General features: G+C 46.7%; 19 protein-coding genes, 12 tRNA genes, 2 rRNA genes and 1 pseudogene. 29 read left to right on the top strand and 5 right to left on the bottom strand.

Going from position 1 to position 23,032, the window contains the following annotated elements:
* The 23 genes and pseudogenes from ABEA66_RS00005 to glmS form a co-directional block, all read left to right on the top strand.
* Nucleotides 1-117 (top strand): 23S ribosomal RNA (locus ABEA66_RS00005); the annotation flags it as partial.
* A 202-nt stretch (nt 118-319) separates the two neighbouring features.
* Nucleotides 320-436 (top strand): 5S ribosomal RNA (gene rrf / locus ABEA66_RS00010).
* 6 nt (nt 437-442) lie between these two features.
* Nucleotides 443-518: transfer RNA gene (locus ABEA66_RS00015), tRNA-Asn, on the top strand.
* Between the two features lie 3 nt (nt 519-521).
* Nucleotides 522-597 (top strand) — tRNA-Thr (locus ABEA66_RS00020).
* A gap of 6 nt (nt 598-603) precedes the next feature.
* Nucleotides 604-678 (top strand) — tRNA-Glu (locus ABEA66_RS00025).
* A gap of 17 nt (nt 679-695) precedes the next feature.
* Nucleotides 696-771: transfer RNA gene (locus ABEA66_RS00030), tRNA-Val, on the top strand.
* A gap of 9 nt (nt 772-780) precedes the next feature.
* Nucleotides 781-856, top strand: a tRNA-Thr gene (locus ABEA66_RS00035).
* Between the two features lie 7 nt (nt 857-863).
* Nucleotides 864-935 (top strand) — tRNA-Gln (locus ABEA66_RS00040).
* 68 nt (nt 936-1,003) lie between these two features.
* Nucleotides 1,004-1,079 (top strand) — tRNA-Lys (locus ABEA66_RS00045).
* A gap of 14 nt (nt 1,080-1,093) precedes the next feature.
* Nucleotides 1,094-1,173 (top strand) — tRNA-Leu (locus ABEA66_RS00050).
* Between the two features lie 8 nt (nt 1,174-1,181).
* A tRNA-Gly gene (locus tag ABEA66_RS00055) sits at nt 1,182-1,256 on the top strand.
* Between the two features lie 10 nt (nt 1,257-1,266).
* Nucleotides 1,267-1,343, top strand: a tRNA-Arg gene (locus ABEA66_RS00060).
* A 57-nt stretch (nt 1,344-1,400) separates the two neighbouring features.
* Nucleotides 1,401-1,474: transfer RNA gene (locus tag ABEA66_RS00065), tRNA-Pro, on the top strand.
* Nucleotides 1,475-1,487: 13 nt separating this feature from the next.
* Nucleotides 1,488-1,558 (top strand) — tRNA-Gly (locus ABEA66_RS00070).
* Between the two features lie 171 nt (nt 1,559-1,729).
* A pseudogene (locus tag ABEA66_RS00075) lies at nt 1,730-1,902 on the top strand (ABC transporter ATP-binding protein); the annotation flags it as partial.
* Complete coding sequence (locus ABEA66_RS00080; RefSeq protein WP_345584901.1) at nt 1,899-2,234, top strand: sortase family protein; 336 nt, start codon at nt 1,899-1,901, stop codon at nt 2,232-2,234. The pseudogene ABEA66_RS00075 and the gene ABEA66_RS00080, both read left to right, overlap by 4 nt.
* 354 nt (nt 2,235-2,588) lie before the next feature.
* Complete coding sequence (gene ppc / locus ABEA66_RS00085) at nt 2,589-5,378, top strand: phosphoenolpyruvate carboxylase (protein ID WP_079914827.1); 2,790 nt, start codon at nt 2,589-2,591, stop codon at nt 5,376-5,378.
* A gap of 489 nt (nt 5,379-5,867) precedes the next feature.
* The gene (gene sigW, locus ABEA66_RS00090; protein WP_079914831.1) at nt 5,868-6,434 is read left to right on the top strand and encodes an RNA polymerase sigma factor SigW; all 567 of its coding nucleotides are present in this window, start codon (nt 5,868-5,870) and stop codon (nt 6,432-6,434) included.
* A 78-nt stretch (nt 6,435-6,512) separates the two neighbouring features.
* Complete coding sequence (locus tag ABEA66_RS00095) at nt 6,513-7,124, top strand: zf-HC2 domain-containing protein (protein WP_079914826.1); 612 nt, start codon at nt 6,513-6,515, stop codon at nt 7,122-7,124.
* Nucleotides 7,125-7,260: 136 nt separating this feature from the next.
* On the top strand, nt 7,261-8,067 hold the full coding sequence (gene cdaA, locus ABEA66_RS00100) for a diadenylate cyclase CdaA (protein ID WP_079914825.1): 807 nt from the start codon (nt 7,261-7,263) through the stop codon (nt 8,065-8,067).
* Entirely contained in the window at nt 8,067-9,308 is a 1,242-nt protein-coding gene (locus tag ABEA66_RS00105; RefSeq protein WP_256865621.1) for a CdaR family protein, read from the top strand. The genes cdaA and ABEA66_RS00105 overlap by 1 nt, the downstream gene beginning before the upstream one ends.
* A 64-nt stretch (nt 9,309-9,372) precedes the next feature.
* Entirely contained in the window at nt 9,373-10,713 is a 1,341-nt protein-coding gene (gene glmM / locus ABEA66_RS00110) for a phosphoglucosamine mutase (protein WP_345584912.1), read from the top strand.
* A gap of 440 nt (nt 10,714-11,153) precedes the next feature.
* On the top strand, nt 11,154-12,983 hold the full coding sequence (gene glmS, locus ABEA66_RS00115; RefSeq protein ID WP_345584913.1) for a glutamine--fructose-6-phosphate transaminase (isomerizing): 1,830 nt from the start codon (nt 11,154-11,156) through the stop codon (nt 12,981-12,983).
* Nucleotides 12,984-13,399: 416 nt separating this feature from the next.
* Here the strand turns inward: glmS and ABEA66_RS00120 are convergent, their stop codons facing one another.
* On the bottom strand, nt 13,400-13,855 hold the full coding sequence (locus tag ABEA66_RS00120; RefSeq protein WP_345584914.1) for a hypothetical protein: 456 nt from the start codon (nt 13,853-13,855) through the stop codon (nt 13,400-13,402).
* 514 nt (nt 13,856-14,369) lie between these two features.
* Between ABEA66_RS00120 and ABEA66_RS00125 the strand changes: the two genes are divergently transcribed.
* On the top strand, nt 14,370-15,326 hold the full coding sequence (locus ABEA66_RS00125; protein ID WP_345584916.1) for a sigma-70 family RNA polymerase sigma factor: 957 nt from the start codon (nt 14,370-14,372) through the stop codon (nt 15,324-15,326).
* Between the two features lie 76 nt (nt 15,327-15,402).
* Nucleotides 15,403-15,828, top strand: a complete 426-nt coding sequence (locus ABEA66_RS00130) for an SRPBCC family protein (RefSeq protein ID WP_079914781.1) — start codon at nt 15,403-15,405, stop codon at nt 15,826-15,828.
* Nucleotides 15,829-15,907: 79 nt separating this feature from the next.
* Here the strand turns inward: ABEA66_RS00130 and ABEA66_RS00135 are convergent, their stop codons facing one another.
* The 3 genes from ABEA66_RS00135 to ABEA66_RS00145 form a co-directional block, all read right to left on the bottom strand.
* Nucleotides 15,908-16,324, bottom strand: a complete 417-nt coding sequence (locus ABEA66_RS00135; RefSeq protein WP_079914780.1) for a VOC family protein — start codon at nt 16,322-16,324, stop codon at nt 15,908-15,910.
* 268 nt (nt 16,325-16,592) lie between these two features.
* Nucleotides 16,593-17,657 (bottom strand): HAMP domain-containing sensor histidine kinase, encoded by a 1,065-nt coding sequence (locus ABEA66_RS00140; RefSeq protein WP_345584921.1) that lies wholly within the window; start codon nt 17,655-17,657, stop codon nt 16,593-16,595.
* The gene (locus ABEA66_RS00145) at nt 17,650-18,327 is read right to left on the bottom strand and encodes a response regulator transcription factor (protein WP_079914778.1); all 678 of its coding nucleotides are present in this window, start codon (nt 18,325-18,327) and stop codon (nt 17,650-17,652) included. Before ABEA66_RS00145 ends, ABEA66_RS00140 begins: the two co-directional genes overlap by 8 nt.
* A 125-nt stretch (nt 18,328-18,452) precedes the next feature.
* Between ABEA66_RS00145 and ABEA66_RS00150 the strand changes: the two genes are divergently transcribed.
* The 3 genes from ABEA66_RS00150 to ABEA66_RS00160 are packed head-to-tail and all read left to right on the top strand — an operon-like array spanning nt 18,453 to nt 21,937.
* The gene (locus tag ABEA66_RS00150) at nt 18,453-20,774 is read left to right on the top strand and encodes an ABC transporter ATP-binding protein/permease (protein ID WP_345584925.1); all 2,322 of its coding nucleotides are present in this window, start codon (nt 18,453-18,455) and stop codon (nt 20,772-20,774) included.
* Between the two features lie 54 nt (nt 20,775-20,828).
* Nucleotides 20,829-20,963, top strand: a complete 135-nt coding sequence (locus ABEA66_RS00155) for a hypothetical protein (protein WP_256865619.1) — start codon at nt 20,829-20,831, stop codon at nt 20,961-20,963.
* Complete coding sequence (locus ABEA66_RS00160) at nt 20,960-21,937, top strand: alpha/beta hydrolase (RefSeq protein WP_345584928.1); 978 nt, start codon at nt 20,960-20,962, stop codon at nt 21,935-21,937. Before ABEA66_RS00155 ends, ABEA66_RS00160 begins: the two co-directional genes overlap by 4 nt.
* 274 nt (nt 21,938-22,211) lie before the next feature.
* Here ABEA66_RS00160 and ABEA66_RS36250 read toward each other — a convergent pair whose 3' ends face one another.
* Nucleotides 22,212-22,310: an LPXTG cell wall anchor domain-containing protein gene (locus ABEA66_RS36250; RefSeq protein WP_079914829.1), complete on the bottom strand. Its 99-nt coding sequence runs from the start codon at nt 22,308-22,310 to the stop codon at nt 22,212-22,214.
* A 210-nt stretch (nt 22,311-22,520) separates the two neighbouring features.
* Between ABEA66_RS36250 and ABEA66_RS00165 the strand changes: the two genes are divergently transcribed.
* Complete coding sequence (locus ABEA66_RS00165; protein WP_079914775.1) at nt 22,521-22,787, top strand: hypothetical protein; 267 nt, start codon at nt 22,521-22,523, stop codon at nt 22,785-22,787.
* Nucleotides 22,788-23,032 lie beyond the last annotated feature (245 nt).

The raw sequence follows: 23,032 nt of genomic DNA on the forward strand, positions 1-23,032 counted from the left end.
AAGATGAGATTTCCCAGTAAGTAAGACCCCTTGAAGACGACGAGGTAGATAGGTTCGGGGTGGAAGCACGGTAACGTGTGGAGCTGACGAATACTAATCGGTCGAGGGCTTATCCATTACCCAAGAAAGTGAAGAGAAGCTTTGAAGCTGATTCCGAATACTTTCTCGGGGCCCGGAAAAAACGGGAAACTAATTCACAAACTTTACGCATGCATTTCGTATCTAGTTTTCAGGGTGCAACCTTGAGCTGCACGTCCTTTCTAAGGACGGATATTTTCTCGCAGAAATTTCGAAGAAGCATAACCTTCGAAAAATTCAGTTTGGTGATGATGGCGGAAGGGAACCACGCGTACCCATACCGAACACGAACGTTAAGCCTTCCAGCGTCGATGGTACTTGGACCGAAGGGTCCTGGGAGAGTAGAACGTCGCCAAGCGGACATTCCCTGATAGCTCAGTTGGTAGAGCACTCGACTGTTAATCGAGTTGTCACAGGTTCGAGTCCTGTTCGGGGAGCCATATGCTTCCATAGCTCAGTAGGTAGAGTGCATCCATGGTAAGGATGAGGTCACCGGTTCGATCCCGGTTGGAAGCTCCAGTTCAGGGCCCGTTGGTCAAGGGGTTAAGACACCTCCCTTTCACGGAGGTAACAGGGGTTCGAATCCCCTACGGGTCACCATTTCGAACTATACATACGGAGGCTTAGCTCAGCTGGGAGAGCATCTGCCTTACAAGCAGAGGGTCGGCGGTTCGATCCCGTCAGCCTCCACCATGATAGTACGCCGTTGTAGCTCAATTGGTAGAGCAACTGACTTGTAATCAGTAGGTTGGGGGTTCAAGTCCTCTCGACGGCACCATCCATAATGGGGATTAGCCAAGCGGTAAGGCAACGGACTTTGACTCCGTCATGCCTAGGTTCGAATCCTAGATCCCCAGTATTACCACCCCAAAAAGTGACGTGAAGCTTCGTTGAGAAGTCCGATTACTTTCTGGGCATGTATCATGAGCCATTAGCTCAGTTGGTAGAGCACCTGACTTTTAATCAGGGTGTCGAAGGTTCGAGTCCTTCATGGCTCACCATGTTTTTCTCAAGCGCGCGTATGGCGGAATTGGCAGACGCACTAGACTTAGGATCTAGCGGGAGACCGTGGGGGTTCAAGTCCCTCTACGCGCATTGTTTTTGCGGAAGTGGCTCAGCGGTAGAGCATCGCCTTGCCAAGGCGAGGGTCGCGGGTTCGATTCCCGTCTTCCGCTCCAATTAAGATTAGTGCCCTTAGCTCAGCTGGATAGAGCGTTTGACTACGAATCAAAAGGTCGGGAGTTCGAATCTCTCAGGGCACGCCATTAAGTACAATTGGATATTGCTTATGAAGTGAAGCAGTAGCTCACTCCATATACCATCGGGACGTAGCTCAGCTTGGTAGAGCACCTGGTTTGGGACCAGGGGGTCGCATGTTCGAATCGTGTCGTCCCGATTTTTCTTTATTTGCGGGTGTAGTTCAATGGTAGAACTCCAGCCTTCCAAGCTGGTAGCGTGGGTTCGATTCCCATCACCCGCTTAAAGCCAACCTTGAGAATCTCAAGGTTTTTTTTGTTTTATTAGCCTCCTATAGCATCAACAGTTTGCATATTTCATGTTGATGCAACCTATCCCCGAGCATAGGTAGGTCTTCGCCCTTATTGGATTCTGGTCAGTAAAGAAACAGAGGGGGGCGCTGATTTTGAGAATTGCAATTCGTTATAGCGATCATTTAATCGTGATGAAGAATGGAAGTATCGCCATGAAAGGTAAGCCCCGGGATGTCATAACCGAAGAAGCCGTCAAAGCTATTTACGGAGTCGATGTTGTTCTGAAGATGACAAGGATATCGGCTTCTACCTGGTGCCCGTAGGGATATCATGAACAGGGGGCATTTGCGGCAATTAGGACTTATCTCGTTCAGTATAGCAGGCATTGCTTACTCCCCCTATCAGCTGCTGTTTGAGTATGCTACAAGCCGTCAGGTGATGACGGAGGCTCAAGCCGTCTACAGCACAAGCCTGAAGGAGGAACAGGACTGGGCACAGAGCATGCGGCAGGCCGAGGAATCGAACGAGATCCATGAGGTCGGGCGATTCCAGGAGTTGAAGCGGATGATCCCGGATCTTACCGGTTGGATCAGGGTGCAGGATACCTTAATAGGTTATCTGATCGTCCAGGCACAGGATAATGATTATCTTATCAACCTGCGATAGCACGTTGGACCCGGAAGCGGGCAGGCTTGCCGTGCATGCGAAGCTGGTAAAGCGAATTAGGGTTTCATCTGTTTGGTCAAGGCTATCCAAAGGTTAATATAAAGGAAGAACGCTAAAGACCCTCGGTGGTCTTTTTCTTATTTGGGAGAGGGGCCATCATGAAGGAAAGGGATGTGAGCTTTTGACAGAGATAGGTTTTGCAGAAAAAACGGATTGGATGCACAATAGCTCAAAAAGGTGATCGTTCAGGCGAAAAGTAAGAAAATCTAACATTTCCTTTATAAAGTTACTGCATGGTAGCGCGGTATTGTGATAAAATATGCAGTATGACCAAGATGAGGATGGAGGAGAACCATGTCGGATTCAGGCAGCTTGATTAACAAACATACGTCGAACAACCTACTGCGCAGAGATGTAAGATTCTTGGGGCATATTCTGGGAGAGGTCCTTGTTCACCAGGGCGGTAACGAATTATTAGCCATCGTAGAGCAGATCAGAGAGATGAGTAAAAACCTTCGGGCTGAGTTTACTCCTGAAAGTTTTGCAGAATTTAAAGAGACGATCAACTCTTTGGCCCCTGAAAAGAGACATCAGGTGATTCGCGCTTTCGCTATCTATTTTCAGCTTGTGAATATAGCGGAGCAAAACCACCGTATTCGCCGAAAAAGAGATTACGAGCGTTCTGCGGGTGAAAATGTTCAGCCGGGCTCTATTGAAGATGTAGTGCGTGAGCTGAAGCAGCAGCAAATTCCGGCTCAAGAGGTTCAGGAAATCATTAAAGGCATTTCTCTGGAGCTTGTCATGACGGCGCACCCTACGGAAGCAAGCCGCCGTGTCGTGCTGGATATTCATCAACGGATCGCCAATGATGTGATGGAGCTGGACAATCCTAGCCTGACGTTCCGGGAGCGGGAGCAGCTGAGAGCCAATCTCCTTGGCGAGGTCGTTACCTTGTGGCAAACCGATGAGCTTAGAGATCGGAAACCGACAGTAATCGACGAAGTTCGTAACGGGATGTATTATTTTGACGAAACGTTATTCGACGTTCTTCCTGAGGTGTATCAGGAGCTGGAGCGGGTTCTTGCCAAGTATTATCCGGAAGAGGATTGGCATGTGCCGGTTTATATGAAGTTTGGTTCCTGGATCGGCGGCGACCGTGACGGTAACCCTTCGGTAACCTCGGATGTAACCTGGGAGACGTTAACGATGCAGCGTCAGCTGGCACTCGAGAAATACGCGGAGCTGCTGCAAAATTTCAAGAAGCATATGAGCTTCAGCAAAAATATCGTGGAAGTGACGCAGGAGCTGCTGGACTCGGTTGAGAAGGACCGTCAGCACGTGGAGCTTCGCTCGAACGAAGTATGGCGTAATGAAAAAGAGCCTTACCGGATCAAAGTCACCTATATGATTGAGAAGATTCTCCGTGCGGCTGATCCTGGCGCAAGCCCGGCTCAAAAATATAACAATCCGGAAGAGTTCCTGAACGATCTGAAAATTATTGAACGCAGCCTGCGTAATCATTATGCGGATTTTATTGCAGATGAATACGTTGTGAAGCTGATTCGCCAAGTCGAGCTGTTCGGATTCCACCTGGCGTCTTTGGACGTTAGACAGCATAGTAAAGAGCATGAAGCGGCTATGGCCGAAATTTTGGCCAAAATGAGCATCTGCCCGAATTATGCGGAGCTAAGCGAAAGCGATAAAATCAGCCTGCTGACCAGCCTGCTGAATGAGCCGCGTCCTATCACTTCTCCGTACATGGATTATTCGGAGTCTACGCTTGAATGTCTGAACGTGTATAGAGTCATTAAAAAGGCTCAGCAGGAGTTTGGCCGCAATTGTATTACCAGCTATTTGATCAGTATGACACAAGGTGCGAGCGATCTGCTCGAGGTGCTGGTATTCGGCAAGGAAGCCGGCTTGTACCGCCAAGAGCAGGATGGTTCTGTAACCTGTACTCTTCAATCCGTACCTTTGTTTGAAACCATCGATGACCTGCATGCGGCTCCGGACATTATGCGTACCTTGTTCAAAATTCCGGCGTACCGCAATAGCTTGAACAGCACGAACCAGCTGCAGGAAATCATGCTCGGCTACTCCGACAGCAACAAGGACGGCGGCGTGATCACAGCGAACTGGGAGCTTCGCGTGGCTCTGCGCAGCATTACGGAGGCGGCGAAGGAATTCGGCGTGAAGCTGAAGTTCTTCCATGGCCGCGGCGGCGCATTGGGTCGCGGAGGGATGCCGCTGAACCGCAGTATCCTGGCTCAACCGGCCGATACGATCGGCGGCGGAATCAAGATTACGGAGCAGGGAGAGGTATTGTCTTCCCGTTATTCCATGAAAGGCATCGCTTATCGCAGCTTGGAGCAAGCCACTTCAGCCCTTATCACCGCTGCGTTGAACGCCCGCAATCCGCAGGCGGAAGTAACTGACCCGCAATGGGAAGAGATTATGAAGAATATTTCGGAGAATGCTCAAACGAAATACCAGGATCTCATTTTCCGCGATCCGGATTTCATGACCTTCTTCAAGGAATCTACGCCTCTGCCGGAGGTAGGCGAGCTCAATATCGGCTCGAGACCTTCGAAGCGCAAAGGAAGCGACAAATTCGAAGACCTTCGCGCTATCCCTTGGGTATTTGCCTGGACGCAAAGCCGTTACCTGCTGCCGGCATGGTATGCTGCGGGAAGCGGACTTCACAGCTATTACCAAGGCAAAGAAGAGAACCTGGCTGTTCTGCAGGACATGTATCAGAACTGGTCGTTCTTCCGTTCGCTGATCGACAACCTGCAAATGGCTCTTGCCAAAGCCGACCTGCTGATTGCGAAGGAATACGGCAACATGATTAAAGATAAAGCTATCGCCGAACGGATTTTCAATCTGATCAGTGAAGAATATGATCGCACTTCGGCGCTCATTCTGAGCATTACCGGCCAGCAGGAAATTCTCGATAATGTTCCGGTAATCCAGGAGTCGATCCGTTTGCGCAACCCTTACGTTGATCCGCTAAGCTACATGCAGGTTCAACTGTTGTCCGAGCTTAGGGCACAAAGAGAACAAAGCGCAGACGACCCGTTACTGCTTCGGGAAGTGCTCTTGACGATTAATGGTATTGCTGCAGGGCTTCGGAATACGGGCTGATGGTTGCAGATGCCCTTGTTGTTTCCAAGCTTTAGCACCGGTTATAGTCGGGTGGCCTCATGAGGCCGCCCGGCTTTATTTTTTTGAAACTTTGTTTACGAATCATACGTAGGATTGGGATATAGGGCTTGAAGGGTGCTGCATTCCTAAGAGACTGTTATGAAGAGCCATGCCGTAAACAGAACCTGATATGGGGAATCCCTTGGCTGCAGGGGGCAGATAAGTCGAAATGCCGATTTTTTCATTAAATTGGAAAAAGGGGAAGGTGGAGTGAATAGCCCGTCCGTTCGGGATTCGCACGATTTCGACAAAGATTGACCGCTTTTTTGCAGATTTTTGGTTCTGTTTTTTGGAAAAACTGTACATGAGGTGCAGTCGTTTGGTATGATTTTCATATTGGCAGGAATCATTCACGTGAAATACGGGAAGTGTCCTAACGGTTCCAAGGAGAGGATTCGAATTGGGATCGGAAGTCTGGAGGAATGTCGTTTGAATGAAATGGATGTTAGGCTCGCCAAGCTGGCGCGGAAGGGAGATCGTGTCGCCTTCGCCGAGCTGGTGGAGCTGTATAAGGATAAAATTTTTCACCTTGCGAACCGGATGCTGCATAACCGTCATGAGGCGGAAGAGATCGTTCAGGAAACCTTTTTAAGAGTATATACGAATCTTGAGCGGTACGATGAAAATCAGAAGTTTTCAACCTGGATTTACCGGATTGGCACGAACCTCTGCATTGACCGTCTCCGCAAGCGCAAAGCCAATTATTCCCTTGATGCCGAAATGAATGACGGAGAGGGAACTGATTGGTATGCGATGCTTCCAAGCAATGAAGATACGCCGGATGATCAGGTTGTGTTAAGCGAGACACAGACAGAAATCCGAAAGTCGATCGAAACGCTCCCCGAGAAATATAAAGCGGTCGTCATCCTTCGTTATTTGCAGGATTTGTCGCTACAAGAAATCAGCGATGTACTGGCCATGCCGGTGACCACTATCAAGACGAGACTGCACCGCGGCAGGGAATATTTACGTAAAAAATTAGAGACGATTTTATGATTTTCGGTGAAACAAATTGAATCGTCATACGTACTGTACTACACAAGCTTTCAAGGACACAGAAAGGAGTGGCTCAATATGGATTGCACGGAGGCCCTTCCTTTAATGCACGAATATTTGGACGGCGAATTGAAGGGCAGTGAAGCCTTAGCGTTAAAAGAGCACTTGCTTGCTTGTCCGGCTTGTAGGGAGCGCCTCAAACAGCTTGAAAAGGTCGAAGCGCTCATTCAAGCGTGGCCAGAGCAAGGTGTACCGTCCGGACTGACGGAGCGCATTATGCAGGCTTTACCCCCAGAAAAACGCAAAAATCCTTGGTGGCAGTGGGTTCGCCGTCATCCGGCCGCATCGGTCGCGGCAGTGTTTTTGCTCGTGATGATGGGCAGCTTCATGTCATTATGGAATGAGGATACAGAGCTTCTGGTAAAGGGTTCGGATCTTCAGTCGGTCGTCATTAAAGGAGACACGGTTTATGTTCCGGCAGGCAGCACGGTAGCCGGCAACTTAATGGTAGAAAACGGAAAGCTGCAGGTGGATGGAGACATTAAGGGTAACATCGTCGTCATCGACGGCTCTGTGGTTATGGCTTCTACAGCCCACATTTCCGGTCAGATTACCCAGGTAGATCAAGCATTCAGCTGGCTTTGGTATAAAATGAACGAATGGGCTACCACCATATCTCAATCCAAATAGTTCATCCGAACTATTTTTCGAAAATCCTCCCTAATTAACAGTGTGAAAGGGAGGGTTTTTTGTTCATATTGTGGTATGATGAAATGAAGGGATTAGAGACAAAATATAGCCAAATCCCAAGTTGGGGGCCAGTGCCATGGATTTCATAACTGCCATCAGTCTAAAAGACATTGTCGATATACTCATTGTAAGCTACGTCATTTATAATTTAATCATATTGGTCCGTGGGACAAGGGCCGTACAGCTTCTCCAGGGGATTTTTATTGTCGTTCTAACCTGGGCGCTTAGCATTTGGTTCAAGCTTAGCACGCTTCAGTGGATGATGAACCAGATGTTCACCTTCGGAGTGCTTGCGGTCATCATCATTTTCCAGCCGGAGCTTCGCAAAGCGCTGGAGCAGCTGGGCCGCGGCACACTGTTCAGCCGGTCCGTCTCGGAGGACGATCAGGAGCTGAACCGGAGGCTCGGTGAAATTCTTAAAGCAGTGAATTATTTGGCACGCAGAAAAATAGGGGCGTTAATCGTTTTTGAACGGGAGACCGGCCTGAAGGATTACATAGAATCCGGTATTTCCATCGAATCGCATATCAGCTCGGAGCTGCTGATTAATATCTTTATTCCGAACACGCCGCTGCATGACGGTGCGGTGCTGTTAAGGCGCAATCAGCTGATGGCGGCCGGCTGCTATTTGCCGCTGTCGGAGAATCCTTTTATAAGCAAAGAGCTGGGTACACGCCATCGCGCGGCGATAGGCATGAGCGAGGTATCCGATGCCATCTGTGTCATTGTGTCCGAAGAAACCGGACAAGTGTCTCTCGCTATGAACGGGCATATTCTCCGGGATATTAAGGAGGAATCGCTGCTCTCCAAGCTGTATGAGGAGCTCAAGTCAAAGACGAAGACCAAGGAAAAAAGCTCCATTTGGAAATGGAGGCTGCGGTAATGATGGATCGTTGGCTGCGCAACACGAATGTAGTGAAAGTTATTGCGTTAATAATAGGCATTTTGCTGTGGGCCGTTGTTCATATGGAGGACAGCTCGCTTCCTGGAACGGGAGGCACCGGAGTTAGGGAAGAGAAAATCTCTAACGTTTCGGTTACTCCGAAATACGACAGCAATCAGTTTTATATCGAATCCATTGATCCCGCCCAGGTCGTGCTCACGATATCCGGCAAGGATGCTGCGCTTAAGAAGGCGTTAAGCACAAGTAATTATTCCGTGGAGCTCGACTTGACAAAATATGGCAAAGGTGAACATATACTAACCTTGACGCCTGTAGGCTTTCCAAATAACGTTACGGTCAAGGTCGCCCCTGCTACGGCGAAGGTCGTCATCGATGAAAAGTCGAATAAGCAGATGCCGGTTACGGTCAATGTCACGGGAATCCCTGCTGTAGGTTTAAAGGCGGGACAGCCGATAGTCAAGCCGAATAAGGTTACGGTAACGCTGCCTAGCGGAAGTATCGACTCGATCGAATCCGTTAGGGCGGATGTCAGTGTAGAGAAGGCTCAATCTCCGGTATCGAGCAAAGCCCGCCTTGTTGCTTACGACAAGGATGGGAAGATCATGGAGATGGCGGCGATCAATCCGGCCGTAGTGGAAGTGGAGGTTCCGATCACCAGTCCGTTTACGAGCGTTCCGCTTCAGCTGAAGCTGGTCGGGGAGCCGCCGCGGGGCTTGAGTGTCGGGTCGCTCCAGCAAAATGCGGATAAGGTCACGGTATACGGCCCCCAAGATGTGCTTAACCGTCTCGAATACTATGAGGGGCCAAGCGTCAATCTGGGGGATCTGAAGGAAGAGAAGGAATACACGCTCACGCTGGATATTCCGCTGCGCAATAAGGTAACGCAGCTGGACCCTGCGAAGGTGGAAGTGAAGATCAACATTGTGCCTTCGGTTACGAAGACGTTAGAACAGATTCCGCTGTCGATCGTCGGACAGAATGACGGGTTCAATACGAAGGTTGCGGTACCTGAGAACGGGAAAATCAATCTGGTGGTCGAGGGAGCCCAAGCCTTGTTAGATAAGGTTAAGGCTGCGGATGTTCAGGCCATTCTGGATGTCAGCAATCTGCCGCCAGGGCGCCATGAGCTGCCGGTCGTGTTCAATCTGCCGACCTTTATCAAGAAAGGGCCGCAGCAGGATTTCAAAGCGACAGTTGAGATCAGCGCCAAACAGCAATAAAATAACAGATAACGGATCGAAATATAGGATATAGCATGGGAATAAGAAAGGGAGAGTCTAATTCATGGGGAAATATTTTGGAACTGACGGAGTTAGGGGCGTTGCCAATCAGGAGCTGACGCCCGAGCTAGCTTATAAGATCGGCCGCTGCGGCGGTTACGTATTGGCAGGACAAGTGGAGAAGCCGAATGTCGTTATCGGTCGCGACACCCGTATTTCAGGTACGATGCTGGAGGCAGCGCTCGTAGCGGGACTTTTGTCGATTGGCGCTAATGTTATCCGGCTGGGGGTTGTTTCAACTCCTGCTGTCGCTTATTTGACCCGTCTGCTGAAGGCGGATGCCGGCGTCATGATTTCGGCTTCCCATAATCCTGTAGAGGATAATGGAATCAAGTTTTTTGCCGGAGACGGTTATAAGCTGTCTGATGAAACGGAATTGGAAATCGAACGTTTGATGGATGCTCCTGTAGATGAGCTGCCGCGGCCGGTTGGCGGCGATCTGGGAACGGCGGTTGACGATGAACAAGCTAAATACCAATACTTGGATTACATCAAGTCGACCGTAAAATCATCCTTCCAAGGGTATAAAGTCGTTCTGGATTGCGCAAATGGTTCGGCCTACGAGCTTGCTCCAAAAGTGTTCGAGGCTTTGGGCGCGGAAGTGATCACCATCGGCGCAGAGCCTAACGGACGCAATATTAATGACCACTGCGGGTCGACGCATCCCGAAGGATTGCAGAAGGCTGTCGTTGAGCATCAAGCGGCCTTGGGTCTGGCCTTTGACGGCGACGCCGATCGCTTGATCGCGATTGACGAGAACGGTGTGGAAGTCGATGGAGACTTCATCCTTAGCATCTGCGGACATGCGTTGAACCAAGCAGGCAAGCTGAATCACAGCACGATTGTAACGACTGTAATGAGCAATATCGGCTTCTTCAAGGGCATTGAGTCGGTAGGCCTGAAGGCCGCTAAGACTGCGGTAGGCGACCGCTACGTGATGGAAGAGATGCGCAAGGGCGGTTACAATCTGGGCGGAGAGCAGTCCGGCCATGTGATCTTCCTCGACTACAATACAACCGGAGACGGCATTCTAACTGCGCTGCAGCTGATGGATACGGTAGTTCAATCCGGCCAAAAGCTCAGCGATCTCAAAGGCATTATGCGCAAATATCCGCAAAAGCTGGTTAATGTTCGCGTGGCGGACAAGAGCAAGTGGAAAGAAAACCATGCCATCGATGAAGCGATCCGTAAGGTGGAAGCGGAGCTTGGAGATAATGGGCGCGTGCTTGTAAGACCATCCGGCACCGAATCTCTGATTCGTGTCATGGCGGAAGGCCCGGACAAGGCCCAGGTGGAAGCTTATGTGCAGGATATTGCCGATGTTATTCAAAAAGAGCTAGGTTAATATTTTTATAGATTAGAAGGTTAGAAGATTCTCTGATGTGACACATTAGAGGATTTTTCTATTTTCTGACTGACGTATGAAAGCATCATGAAAATATAAGTTGCACATCGCCTTCAAAATGAATAAGATGATAATATGCTTTTTACTCCGGGATAGAAAGGTGGGCAGATGTTGCAAGTACTAACAGCGCCAGAACTTATGAGGGTATCTACATAGATAAGAGTTCATGAACATGTGGACCAGGACGATCTATTGACCAGATAGCCGCTTATAAGTTGACGAGGTGAAGGTGTTCGAAACATTCGGCGGGGACCTTCCGGTAGGCGATCACTACCGTAGAAGCTGAAACGCAAAACGTCGGGGCGACCTGACGCACAAGGGTTCAGCATGACGAGGAAAGACATGACGGTTTTTTAAAATAGCAGGAGGTTCTATCCCTTATGTGTGGTATCGTTGGATACGTTGGCAAACGTAATTCTCAAAATATATTAATTGAAGGCTTGAAAAAGCTAGAATATCGCGGTTATGATTCCGCAGGTGTTGCTGTATTTACTGAAAACGGGCTGCAGGTAAAGAAGTCCAAAGGCCGCTTGGCTAATTTGGAATCCAAGCTGGATGAAGCGCCATTGAACGGATTTATCGGAATCGGCCATACGCGTTGGGCCACTCATGGTAAGCCGTCGGATGTGAATTCCCATCCTCATACGGATAACAGCAATAAGTTTTCTGTTGTTCACAATGGGATCATTGAAAACTATGTAGCTTTGAAAGAAGAGCTGATTGCAAAAGGACACGTATTCGTCTCTGAAACCGATACGGAAGTCATTTCGCATTTGATCGCGGATCTGTACGACGGCGACATCGTCAAAGCCGTGCAGCAAGCGGTACAACGGATGAGCGGCGCTTTTGCCTTAGGCGTGCTGACGGAATACGAGCCTGAGAAATTGGTCGCTGTACGTTTATCCAGCCCGTTGATCATCGGCGTTGGCGAAGGCGAGAACTTCATTGGTTCCGACATTCCTGCGATTCTGGATTACACTCGTAACGTGTACATCTTGAATGATGGAGAAATGGCCGTTTTGACGAAAGACGGTGTCGAATTGATGACTTTGGAAGGGAATTTTATTTCCCGGGAATTATTTTATGTCGATTGGGACATTATGACGGCGGAAAAAGCCGGATTCGATCACTTCATGATGAAAGAAATTCACGACCAGCCGAAGGCATACCGCGATACGATGGGAGCTCGTCTGGACCCGTCCGGTACGAAGGTGATTCTGGATGAAGTGAAGATGACGGAAGAGCAAATCCGTTCCATCCGCAATGTTCATATTATCGCATGCGGTACGGCTTATCATGCAGGCTTGGTCGGTAAAAGCGTCATTGAGAAGTTGTCCAGAATTCCAGTGGAAGTGGATGTTGCTTCGGAATACCGTTATCGCGAGCCGATCATCAACAAAGATACACTGGTTATCGTCGTAAGCCAATCCGGTGAAACCGCGGATACTTTGGCAGCCCTTCGTGAAGCTAAGCGTAACGGCGCATCCGTTCTAGCTATCACTAACGTTGTAGGCAGCTCGGTTGCCCGCGAAGCGGATCATGTGATCGTTACTTGGGCAGGTCCTGAGATTGCGGTAGCTTCGACCAAAGCTTATACATCCCAGCTGATCGCATTCTATCTGTTTGGTCTGTACTTGGCACAAACGTTAGGTACGAAGGATCCAAGCTATATTGCGGACGTCATCTCCGAATTGAAGCTGCTTCCTGAGAAGGTAGAGCAAATTCTGGAGAAGGCTGAAAGCATCAAGGAATGGGCGGAAGAAGTAGCATCCCATAACAACCTGTTCTTCATCGGAAGAGGACTGGACTATGCCGTAGCCTTGGAAGGCTCCTTGAAGCTGAAGGAAATTTCTTACATTCACTCTGAGGCTTACGCTGCAGGCGAACTGAAGCATGGTACGCTGGCTTTGATCGAGGAGGGTATCCCTGTTATTGCTCTGGGAGCACAGGAAGATCTGCTTGAGAAAACCATCAGCAACATTAAAGAAGTGAAAGCGCGCGGCGCTCATGTATACGGAGTGAACATGGAAGGTGATACCGAGCTTGCCAAAGCAGTTGACGGATTGTTCACCATTCCAAGCACGCTGCAGCTTCTGAGCCCGGCCTTATCCGTTATTCCTTTGCAGCTGTTGTCTTACTACGCTTCTCTTGCCCGCGGCAACGATGTCGATAAGCCTCGTAACTTGGCTAAGAGCGTGACGGTGGAGTAGTGTCCGAAGATCTAGACTAAAAATTATCAAGACTTAAATTTAAAAAGCTATTATAAAATAAGGGTTTTCACATGTTAGCCATGTCTAAAATGTGAAAACCCTTATTGTTCAACTATCGTTCACCGTTAGATGAACAAACTTTGTACCACGAATGAGTTTCCTTTTACTAATTGGCAACATGACCGTTACTTCAATAACATCACAAAGAAGCAGTTCATTTCGGCAGCTCCAAGTTAATCGTATATCGTTAACACAATCTCCTCATAATTTGTATCTGCATAACAGTCCCAATCAGCATTGTCGGTGTTGATTTCCAATGTAGGAACTAAGGATTGTTGCGCACAAATACGCATTGTTTCCTGACCACTTACAAACTTGTGGCAAGCTTCCGCAGGTGAAGAAAAGCCCTTCATCACTTATGACATCCAATGTTCCCCGCGGCTTTCAACATACCTGGATTCAACTACATCCGATGATATTGTAAGCAGTACACTAAGTGCATTAAGATTCGATAATCGCTGCTCCAATGTGCCTAGCCCTGTACTCGTACCAAACGCGGCTCGGTGATTTAAATGAAATCTTTCGAATATGTAAAACACACCGTGTGAAGCCTTTGTTCGACCAAGGGAAGTCATAAAGCTATGCAATTGCTCGATATAATCAACATGACGATTTAATAGTCCGAGGTGTTCTTCTTGCTGAAGATTCCTTAGAACACCATGGTCATCAACTAGTACTCCCGAATAATGCTCGCTTACTGCAATCATGGTTCTCTCAACTTTAGGATTCTGACTGTTCATTTTCTTTAATGCGGTCAATACTGAAGTTTTTCCTGCGGTAGACAACCCTTCGATAATAACTCCCCGAATCATATTTCACCTCTTCGCATTTTTCAATTTTCCTGCCCGTTTAACGTAGCAAAGATGCCGATCCTGCAGCAGTATGATCATCATGGTAAAACTCATATGGAATCAAAAGCATTTGGCTTTTTCCATAAACGTCTACTGTAAAACTCATACCACAGGGGCAATACCAACAATTGCGACTCCGATTATTTTAAGAAGTACTATCAAAATCATCATTCCTCCCTCGTGAAATACCCACTTCAATAATACCATATATTGGAACTATCCTGCCCTTAGTTTAATGAGACCGCCCGATCGATCCCGCGGCGGCCTCGTTAATGCGTTTTCGTAACCCGATAGCTTAATGCCGGATAACGTTACCAACAATCTGATGAGATCGATGCCAGGATCATGGCCTACATGGGCTGGTTATAAAACACTACACTCAGATATCCTGCCTATTTATTCGTATTGAGGCTGTCCGCTTCATTGCATATAATGAAGGTACCACCCTTCGGGGAAATCATTAAGGGAGGCCGCGATGACCGAGACCGCATTTGACGAATCATTATTTGCAAGCTTGAGGCCGGGTTTAACCTCGTTCTGTTATCGAATGCTAGGCTCCATGGACGATGCGGACGATGCCGTTCAGGAGACGAGTATTCGGGTCTGGCAGAGCTGGAGCACGTTCAGACAGGAGTCCTCGTTCAAAACTTGGGTCTATCGGATTGCCTCCAACCTGTGCTTGGACAAGCTGAGACAATCCAAACGCCGCGCGCTTCCCGTTGACCTGTTCGACCCGGCCGTCGCCATCATCGAGCCGCGCGACACGCTGCCGGACTCTGCCTGGATCTGGCCGTCTCCCGATTTTGGGGGCAATCCTGAGGATCGGCTTGTCCGCAGAGATACCCTTCAACTGTGCTTTATCGCTCTCCTGCAGACCTTGCCTCCGCGGCAGCGCGCGGTACTCATTTTGAAGGATGTATTTGAATGGTCCTCCAAGCAGATCGCAGAAACGTTGGCGATGTCGCCAGCAGCGGTGAACAGCGCCTTACAAAGAGCCCGAGAGACGATGGACCGGGTGCAGCTTCGCTCGGATGAGCTCAGCAGCATGGACGTTCAACCGGAGCAGCAGCTGCTGTCCCGGTATGTGGAGGCCTTCGAGCAATTCGATATTGCCGCGCTCGTCGCGCTGTTCCACGAGGAAGGCTGCATGTCGATGCCGCCCTTCGAGATGTGGATCCGCGGCAAGGAGGATTTGTCCGCCTTCTATTCGCTTACTCGCTGGCATTGCGAAGGTTCGCGATTTGTGCCCATTACGGTGAATGGCGGTTATCCGGCGTTGGCCCAGTATATGCCGGACAAAGAGGGCTCTGGCCTGGTACCCTGGGGCATCCACGTCATCGAAACCAAAGAAAATCAAATCCTGCACGTTCAAAACTTCATTCATACGCCATTATTTTCGCGATTTGGGCTGCCCGAGCGAATTGACCGATGAATTTCGTCATTGGCTTACGTCTATATTATTGAGAATAACCAAATGACGAATATCATGAGAGAGGTGTCTATTTAAAATGGAAACAAGTAAACCGACGAAAGTAACCGTGCAAGCCGTCATTCAAGCCCCTGTCGAGAAGGTATGGCGCTATTGGACTGAGCCGGATCACATCACGAAGTGGAATCAAGCGTCAGAGGACTGGCATGCGCCGAGAGCCGAAAACGATCTGCGGGTCGGCGGCAAGTTTCTGACACGGATGGAAGCGAAGGATGGCAGCATGGGCTTTGATTTTGGCGGCGTCTACGATGTTGTGAATCGGCATGAGGCGATCGGCTACACCATGGAAGACGGAAGAAGAGTGGATATTGCTTTCGTCGATCAAGGGAATGAGACGAAGGTCATTGAAACATTCGACGCGGAAAGCTCCAATCCCGTCGAGTTCCAGCAAGCAGGCTGGCAAGCGATCATGGACAATTTCAAAGCCTATACCGAACAAAACTAATCATCGCGAAGAAGACGCCGGGGAAGATGCCCGGCGTCTTTCTTTTTGAACCCTGGTACGAGCGTGCTCTCCGTTAGCCTTAACCTTGTGCCGCATCCATGTTCATGTAATTAATGGCCCACAGATGGCCATCCAAGTCCACGAAGCCCCAATGATACATGAAACCATGATCTTCAGGTTCAGCGTGTAATTTCCCGCCCAAGGAGACCGCGGTATTCACGATTTCATCGACCTTTTCCCGGCTCTCGAAGGCCAATGCGATCGTCATCTGCGCATATTTGCTCGTATCGACGGATTCCTTCTCCGTGAGTGTATTAAAGAATGCTTGATTGATCAACATGACCTGATGGTTGCCGCCGATCACGATGGCTACCGAATTCTCGTTATCGGGGAATTGCGGGTTGAGCTCGAATCCGAGTCCGGTGAAGAACGCTTTCGATTGTTCTACGTTTTTTACAGGCAGGTTGAAGCTCGTGAATGCGGACGTTAATGCCATTTTCAAAACACCTCTTCGTCAAATTAGTTTGTGTTCATTTATGCCTTCGTTTATATAGACGACAGCCGCTCCGGAAATTCACCGGTCTCATGGATTCGGAAGAGTAAATTTTGAAAAATCGTGCTTCTTTTGTCGTAAGGCCAGGATAGCGTTTCAATTAATCAGCAGCACTCAAGGACTTTATTTTCTCGTACATGATTGCTGCTGTTTTGATACTTGGGTCAGTCTAATACTAATTAAGCGGAGTTTCCCTTTCAGATTGTCGCGATTAGTTCAGAGGAAGTGCAACTTCGAAAACTGTACCTGAAGCATCCGATTTCGCGACTCGTATAGTTCCTCCGTGCAAATTTACAACCTTTTGGGAAATACTTAACCCTAAACCAAAACCGGATGTCGAGTGTGATTCATCACCTTGATAAAATTTGTCAAAGACATACTTTTGTTTTTCCAATGGAATACCCGGTCCTTTATCGCAGATCAGAACGAATACTTGGCCGGCCGTATCAAAAATTTGAATATGTATTTCGGAATCCTGGGGAGAGAATTTGACTGCATTATCCAGTAGATTAATCCAGACTTGGCTTAATAATTCCTCATTGGCATGGATCATGACTTCCGTGGAATCAAATTGGTAATTGATATTTTTTTCAGCCCATTTTTGATCCATTAGTACAACTGCATGCCGGATTTGTTCCGTTACATTAAATAATTCTTTTTCTGTCAGAATGGTATGGTTTTCAATTTTGGAAAGATTAAGTACATTCGTCGCTAATTCAGCCAGTCGTTCCGATTCGCTTATTATAATATCCAGGTATTCTTCACGTTCTTCCGTTGATAAATTCTGGCGTTTCAACAGCTTTGCAAAGCCTCTTAAAGAAACGATGGGTGTCTTGAATTCATGGGAAAAATTATTTACAAAATCAGTACGTAACATTTCTAGGCTTCCTAATTCCTCTGCCATATGGTTAAAACTTCGGTTTAGATTTCTTAGTTCTTTAGGTCCTCTAAGATGAATACGAACATTGAAATTCCCTTTTGCAAGTTCTTCGGCTGCAAAAATCACTTGTCGAATAGGGGCAAGAGGGATTCTGCTAAAGAAAAACGAAGCCAGCAAACTTACCGTCACACTGACGGTTACAAAATAAGAGATGACCCATCCCTCGCCTGAATTGGGAGCGGGCTTATAAATCCCAAAGTAGTCTAAAGCAATGATAATTAAAAATGCGATAAAAATGGAGATAATCAAAATAAGAAATACGATAAACGTAAAAACAATCGTTAAGCCAATTCCGTTAAAATAGTTTTTATCTTTTTTTCTAAGTTTTTTAACCATGATGTATTACCGCCTTGTAACCGATGCCCCTAATCGCAATGATTTCAAATTCGGGGTAATCGTTAAACCGTTTTCTCAATCGATTGATATGAACATTCACAGTCATATCCGTTGTTTCCGAATCCATGCCCCAAATTTCATCCATTAATTGAATACGTGTAAAAATTCGATTGGGGGATGATAACAGTTTGTACAACAAATAAAATTCTTTTTGGGGTAAAGTTTGTATCTCCCCTTCTCTAAACACGCTCAAAGAATCATAATCAAGCGTCAATTTTCCAATACGGAGTTTTCTTTCGGTTGTAATCTGTGCTCTCCGAAGCAAAGCTCTGATTCGAAGAAGCATCTCCTCTTCATCAACAGGCTTAACTAAATAATCATCCGTTCCTGCAAGAAACCCCTCTCGTTTATCTTTAGGGAGCTGCTTGGCTGTGACCATAAGAATTGGAATGGTACTGCCGCTATCTCTAATAAGATGTGTCAATTCTAACCCGTCCATTCCAGGCATCATAATATCAATGATGATTAGATCAACATGATGATGCTCCATAATATCTAAAGCAGCAATTCCATTTTCCGCAAGAAATACTTCATATCCTTCGTTACTTATTACTGCTTTCATCCATTTCGCTGTATTTTTATCATCTTCTGCAATGAGAATTTTGAACAAATGGAACATTCCTTTCTTGAATGATGGAGAACTGGCTTTCCTATTCAGTTTATTTTTAGTTTATTAAAATGATATACGATTTCCAAGTAGACAATTCATTGTAGATCTATTGGAGGAATCGTTTTATGTTAAAGCTTCAATTGGACAATATTAAAAAAATCTATAAGAGTGGCGAAACCGTTACGGCCGTAAAAGGAGTTTCCATTGGGTTCCGATCAAGGGAATTGGTTTCAATACTGGGCCCATCCGGATGCGGTAAAACCTCGCTTTTGAATATTATTGGCGGTTTGGATCAATACGATAGTGGCGACCTTATAATAAACGGTGTTTCCACTAAGCAATTTAAAGACAGTGACTGGGATGCCTATCGTAACCACTCTATAGGATTCGTGTTTCAAAGCTATAATCTAATCGGACACCAAACCGTTTTGCAAAATGTTGAAATTGCAATGACTTTATCAGGAGTCAAAGCTTCGGAAAGAAAAAGAAGGGCACAGCAGGCGTTGAAGCAGGTTGGACTCTCAGAACATATGAACAAAAAGCCTAACCAATTGTCTGGAGGCCAAATGCAGCGTGTTGCTATAGCCAGAGCTTTGGTTAATGATCCGGATATTATATTGGCCGATGAACCGACTGGAGCACTTGATAGTCAGACCAGCGATCAAGTTATGGATATTTTAAAAGAAGTTTCAAAGACGCGGCTGGTGATTATGGTGACTCACAATGCTGAGCAAGCAGAAGCTTATTCAGATAGAATTATTCGTATGTTGGATGGACAAGTTCAATCAGATAGTGACCCGATTACTCAATTACTTTTTTCCTCTTCATCAAAGACAGAGCAGACTAAGCCCCAAAAAACATCGATGTCTCTACAAAGTGCAACCTTACTTTCCTTTAAGAACCTCTTAACCAAGAGAGGAAGAACGATTATAACAGCATTCGCAGGTAGTATCGGCATTATTGGCGTTGCCCTTGTTTTAGCTCTTTCTAACGGATTGTCGAACTATATAGGCTCTTTGCAATCCACTACCCTCAGTGGGTTACCGATTAATATTAACGCGGGTATTGTTGAAGGTACAGCTGAAGAATTGAATACTACGACGAAGTACACCGAATATCCGGATCAGGATGTTGTCTATTCCTATAACAATGAAACGAATGTTGCGAAACATACTAATGTTATTACTGAACCTTTTCTTGATTATGTCGCGGAACTTCAAACCAAATTTCCAAAGTCGGTCAACAATATATCTTATACCTACGGACTCCAGTTCAATCTTTTGGCCAAAGGACAAAATACCGTAGTGAATTTTAATAATGGAAATGAAATGATCGGTACGCCGTTTTGGCAGCAGCTCCCAGAGAATAAGGATATTATCCTATCGCAGTACGATTTGGTCGGTTCTGAAAGCAAGCTGCCCTCAGCAAAAGATGAAGTGGTCCTAATTGTCGATAAGTATAATCGGATAGATAAGGCTTTCTTCGAGAAAATAGGTATTACCGGAAATTCAAATTACAAAATCACCGATTTTATTGGAAAATCGATTTTAAAGGTAATTCCGAATAACGAGTATTACACTGAAAAAAGCAAAGATTCTTTTGCTGCCGCAACACCTGCTGATTACGAAAAACTTTACAACGATGGTTCAGGAACCACACTTAAAATTACAGGTATCCTCCGCCCTAAAAAAGGAACGAACGGGAGTTATTTGTCGCCGGGAATAGCATACACCCATGATTTAACAACATCCGTTCTAGAGGATGCACGCAAAAGTGATATTGCACTGGCCCAAAAAAAATCGAATACAAATGTTATGTTGGGAACTCCTTTTGCGGATGAAGCATCCAAAGTTAACGCGGAAGCACTGCTAGGGGCAAATACTACACCCGCGGGCATCAGCATTTACCCCAAAGATTTGGAAGGAAAAGAAAAAATAAAAGAATACCTTGATCAGTATAACGATGGAAAGCCCAACAAGGATCAGTTACTATATTCAGATTTTTCCGCATCCCTTACATCAGTAACAAAAAAATTATTAAATGGAATAACTTATGTTCTAACAGGCTTTGCTGCAATTTCTTTATTCGTATCGACGATTATGATCGGGATAATCACCTATGTATCGGTTATCGAACGCACCAAAGAGATTGGCATACTCCGAAGTGTAGGAGCACGCAAAAAGGATATCTCCAGAGTGTTCAACGCAGAAACATTACTAATTGGATTTACGGCTGGCTTGCTTGGTGTAGGTATAACTTATGTTTTAACTGTCCCGATGAATCTTATCATACAAAAGCTTGCGGATATATCCGGTGTTGCAAATCTGAGTCCAATGCATGCTGCCTTTTTAGTTATTGGCAGTATGGTACTCACACTAATTGCTGGAATTATTCCGTCTAAAATGGCTGCCGGAAAAGACCCTGTTGTGGCTTTACGTAGCGAGTAGGGTGATTTTATCAAATGGTAATGTCACGAACAAATCGGAAAGGAGTTTAAAGAGATGACCCTTACACATAAACGCATCGTCATTCTGATTGTAGTTATCATCGTAGCAGCTGTTTTGGGACGGCTTGCGGTGCGGGCATTTATGAATTTTATGCTCGGCGGCACATTGTTCGGAGGTAACTTCCTATGAAAAATAAAAATAAAGAAAAAGGCAGGAAAAAAGTATTGTGGGGATTTATTTATGTAGGTGTTTTCATTGTTGCATTTGCGGCTTCTGCAATCATCAAAATGACATATAATCCACTGTCTGGGGAAATGAAGGTTAACTGGAACGACTCCATTGGTCGTGTATATACGGATATCGCATACGGCGAAAAGGAGAAGAACAAATTTGACCTGTATGTTCCTGCGGATAATACAAAGAAAACCTACGGTCTTGTGGTATATCTCCATCCAGGGGGTTTTGCAGCCGGTGACAAAAGCGGTGACGCCGATATGCTGAAATGGCTCTGTTCAAAAGGCTATGTTGCCGCAGGTATTAATTACACGGTGTCTGATGAAAATAACCCTGAAGCCAGCGTTTATACCATGTCTCAGGAAATCAAAAACAGTATTCCAGTTGTAAAAGCGGAAGCGGAAAAGTTAGGCTACCATCTCGATAGAATGGCTATTTCCGGTGGCTCGGCGGGCGGCACTCTGGCACTATTGTATGCTTACCGTGATGCGGACACCTCCCCGATTCCTGTTAAAATGGTCTTTGAGATGGTCGGGCCGCCCAGCTTTTATCCAGAGGACTGGACTACCTACGGTTTGGATCGGAGTCCAGAGGCAGCAGCAAACTTATTCAGCATTATGTCTGGTAACACCATTACAACAGATATGATAGGAACGGCAAGATATGATGAAGCAGTCAAAAATATTTCACCGTATATGTGGATCGATGAAAATTCTGTCCCTACGCTTGCTGCCTATGGAAAATACGATAGAGTAGCTCCGTTCGGAACAGTAAAACATCTGATTAACGCATTGGAGGAAAACCATGTTCCCCACGATTATATCGAGTTCTCCCATTCGGGACACGGTCTGCAAAACGACGATAAGCTTTCTGCAAAATATATAGAAAAGATGAATGAGTATCTGGAGCGGTATTTGGGAAGTGAATAAGACGGATGCAAGCAGGAAGCAGCAGAAAACTTAAAAGTAACCGTCATTCGGCTGGTTTCTGATTTCTCTTAGCCTGTCGCTCCCACCCGGCAAGGTCATAGTTGTACTGTTCCACTACAGGTTCAGCCTTGCGGAAGGTAGTCATAAACGCCTGTACATCGGGATACCCGTCCTCTTGCAGAGCATTAGGAAGCCAAATAGAATTTGCGCCGGCCAAAACCACGTTAAAACAGATTACGTGGTTTTGGCCGGTTTTTTGCGATGCAATAACCCGTCAAATTTTTCGTTTTCGAGGCAAAAACAAGGCGACAAGCGCGCCGAGAAGAATGCCGACCGCTGCCAGATAGATGGCGCTCCTCTCACCTGCAGCGATGGCTTCGCGTGTTTAAGCACTACATGCTACCTGCGTACTTTCTTAATAGGTAATTGGAAATGGAATATTATGATGAGGACGTAGCCCAAGCGAAGGCGCGGGAGCGTTCCTTTTATTAAACAGGGAGTTAGCCCCAAAACAGGAATTGCGTGGAGATCAGTCAGACGTAATAATAGAAAAGAGAGAAACAAAGTTGGGAGGCAGGAGAAAATGTCGAACATGGACAAGGAGAAAAAGGCTCTGGAGAAAGTGACAACGATATATGAAACAGGCGAGATCATAACGGCGAAAGTGTACAAGGTCAGCCAGGAGCAGAAAGAGGAACTCGATCGTCTGTCAGCTGAGAGGCACGAAAAGTTACTCGAGGATGCAATACCGAAGATCCGAGAGCGGTACGAACAGCTAGTCAAGCTCCGGCAGCAACAGCCGAAGACTGACGACGGTGGCAAGCCTCCGAGTGATTCCGCAAACGGGTAAAGTTAGTTCAATAAAATGGATCTCCAACAAGATAGTTCGAACCCCTGTGGTATTGTGGGAAATAGAGATGCCAAACAACCTCCCAATTTGATTCACATTGGAAGGTTTATTTCCAATAGCTTATGTTATTCCAAACGGAATGACTTCTTATAGAAAATTCCTCGGTATGGAAGTGAAATTACCGGTAGCCCCTATGACCTTCTTGTCGCTCCACAGCATCGCACATGCTACGGGCTTTATGTCCC

It is taken from the genome of Paenibacillus vulneris (assembly GCF_039543185.1).
Classification (GTDB): domain Bacteria; phylum Bacillota; class Bacilli; order Paenibacillales; family NBRC-103111; genus Paenibacillus_S; species Paenibacillus_S vulneris.

Coding starts and splice junctions, on each gene's coding strand:
- ABEA66_RS00080 (WP_345584901.1), top strand. CDS start 1,899: ATGAACAGGGGGCATTTGCGGCAATTAGGACTTATCTCGTTCAGTATA.
- ppc (WP_079914827.1), top strand. CDS start 2,589: ATGTCGGATTCAGGCAGCTTGATTAACAAACATACGTCGAACAACCTA.
- ABEA66_RS00095 (WP_079914826.1), top strand. CDS start 6,513: ATGGATTGCACGGAGGCCCTTCCTTTAATGCACGAATATTTGGACGGC.
- cdaA (WP_079914825.1), top strand. CDS start 7,261: ATGGATTTCATAACTGCCATCAGTCTAAAAGACATTGTCGATATACTC.
- ABEA66_RS00105 (WP_256865621.1), top strand. CDS start 8,067: ATGATGGATCGTTGGCTGCGCAACACGAATGTAGTGAAAGTTATTGCG.
- glmM (WP_345584912.1), top strand. CDS start 9,373: ATGGGGAAATATTTTGGAACTGACGGAGTTAGGGGCGTTGCCAATCAG.
- glmS (WP_345584913.1), top strand. CDS start 11,154: ATGTGTGGTATCGTTGGATACGTTGGCAAACGTAATTCTCAAAATATA.
- ABEA66_RS00120 (WP_345584914.1), bottom strand. CDS start 13,855: ATGATTCGGGGAGTTATTATCGAAGGGTTGTCTACCGCAGGAAAAACT.
- ABEA66_RS00125 (WP_345584916.1), top strand. CDS start 14,370: ATGACCGAGACCGCATTTGACGAATCATTATTTGCAAGCTTGAGGCCG.
- ABEA66_RS00130 (WP_079914781.1), top strand. CDS start 15,403: ATGGAAACAAGTAAACCGACGAAAGTAACCGTGCAAGCCGTCATTCAA.
- ABEA66_RS00135 (WP_079914780.1), bottom strand. CDS start 16,324: ATGGCATTAACGTCCGCATTCACGAGCTTCAACCTGCCTGTAAAAAAC.
- ABEA66_RS00140 (WP_345584921.1), bottom strand. CDS start 17,657: ATGGTTAAAAAACTTAGAAAAAAAGATAAAAACTATTTTAACGGAATT.
- ABEA66_RS00150 (WP_345584925.1), top strand. CDS start 18,453: ATGTTAAAGCTTCAATTGGACAATATTAAAAAAATCTATAAGAGTGGC.
- ABEA66_RS00155 (WP_256865619.1), top strand. CDS start 20,829: ATGACCCTTACACATAAACGCATCGTCATTCTGATTGTAGTTATCATC.
- ABEA66_RS00160 (WP_345584928.1), top strand. CDS start 20,960: ATGAAAAATAAAAATAAAGAAAAAGGCAGGAAAAAAGTATTGTGGGGA.
- ABEA66_RS00165 (WP_079914775.1), top strand. CDS start 22,521: ATGTCGAACATGGACAAGGAGAAAAAGGCTCTGGAGAAAGTGACAACG.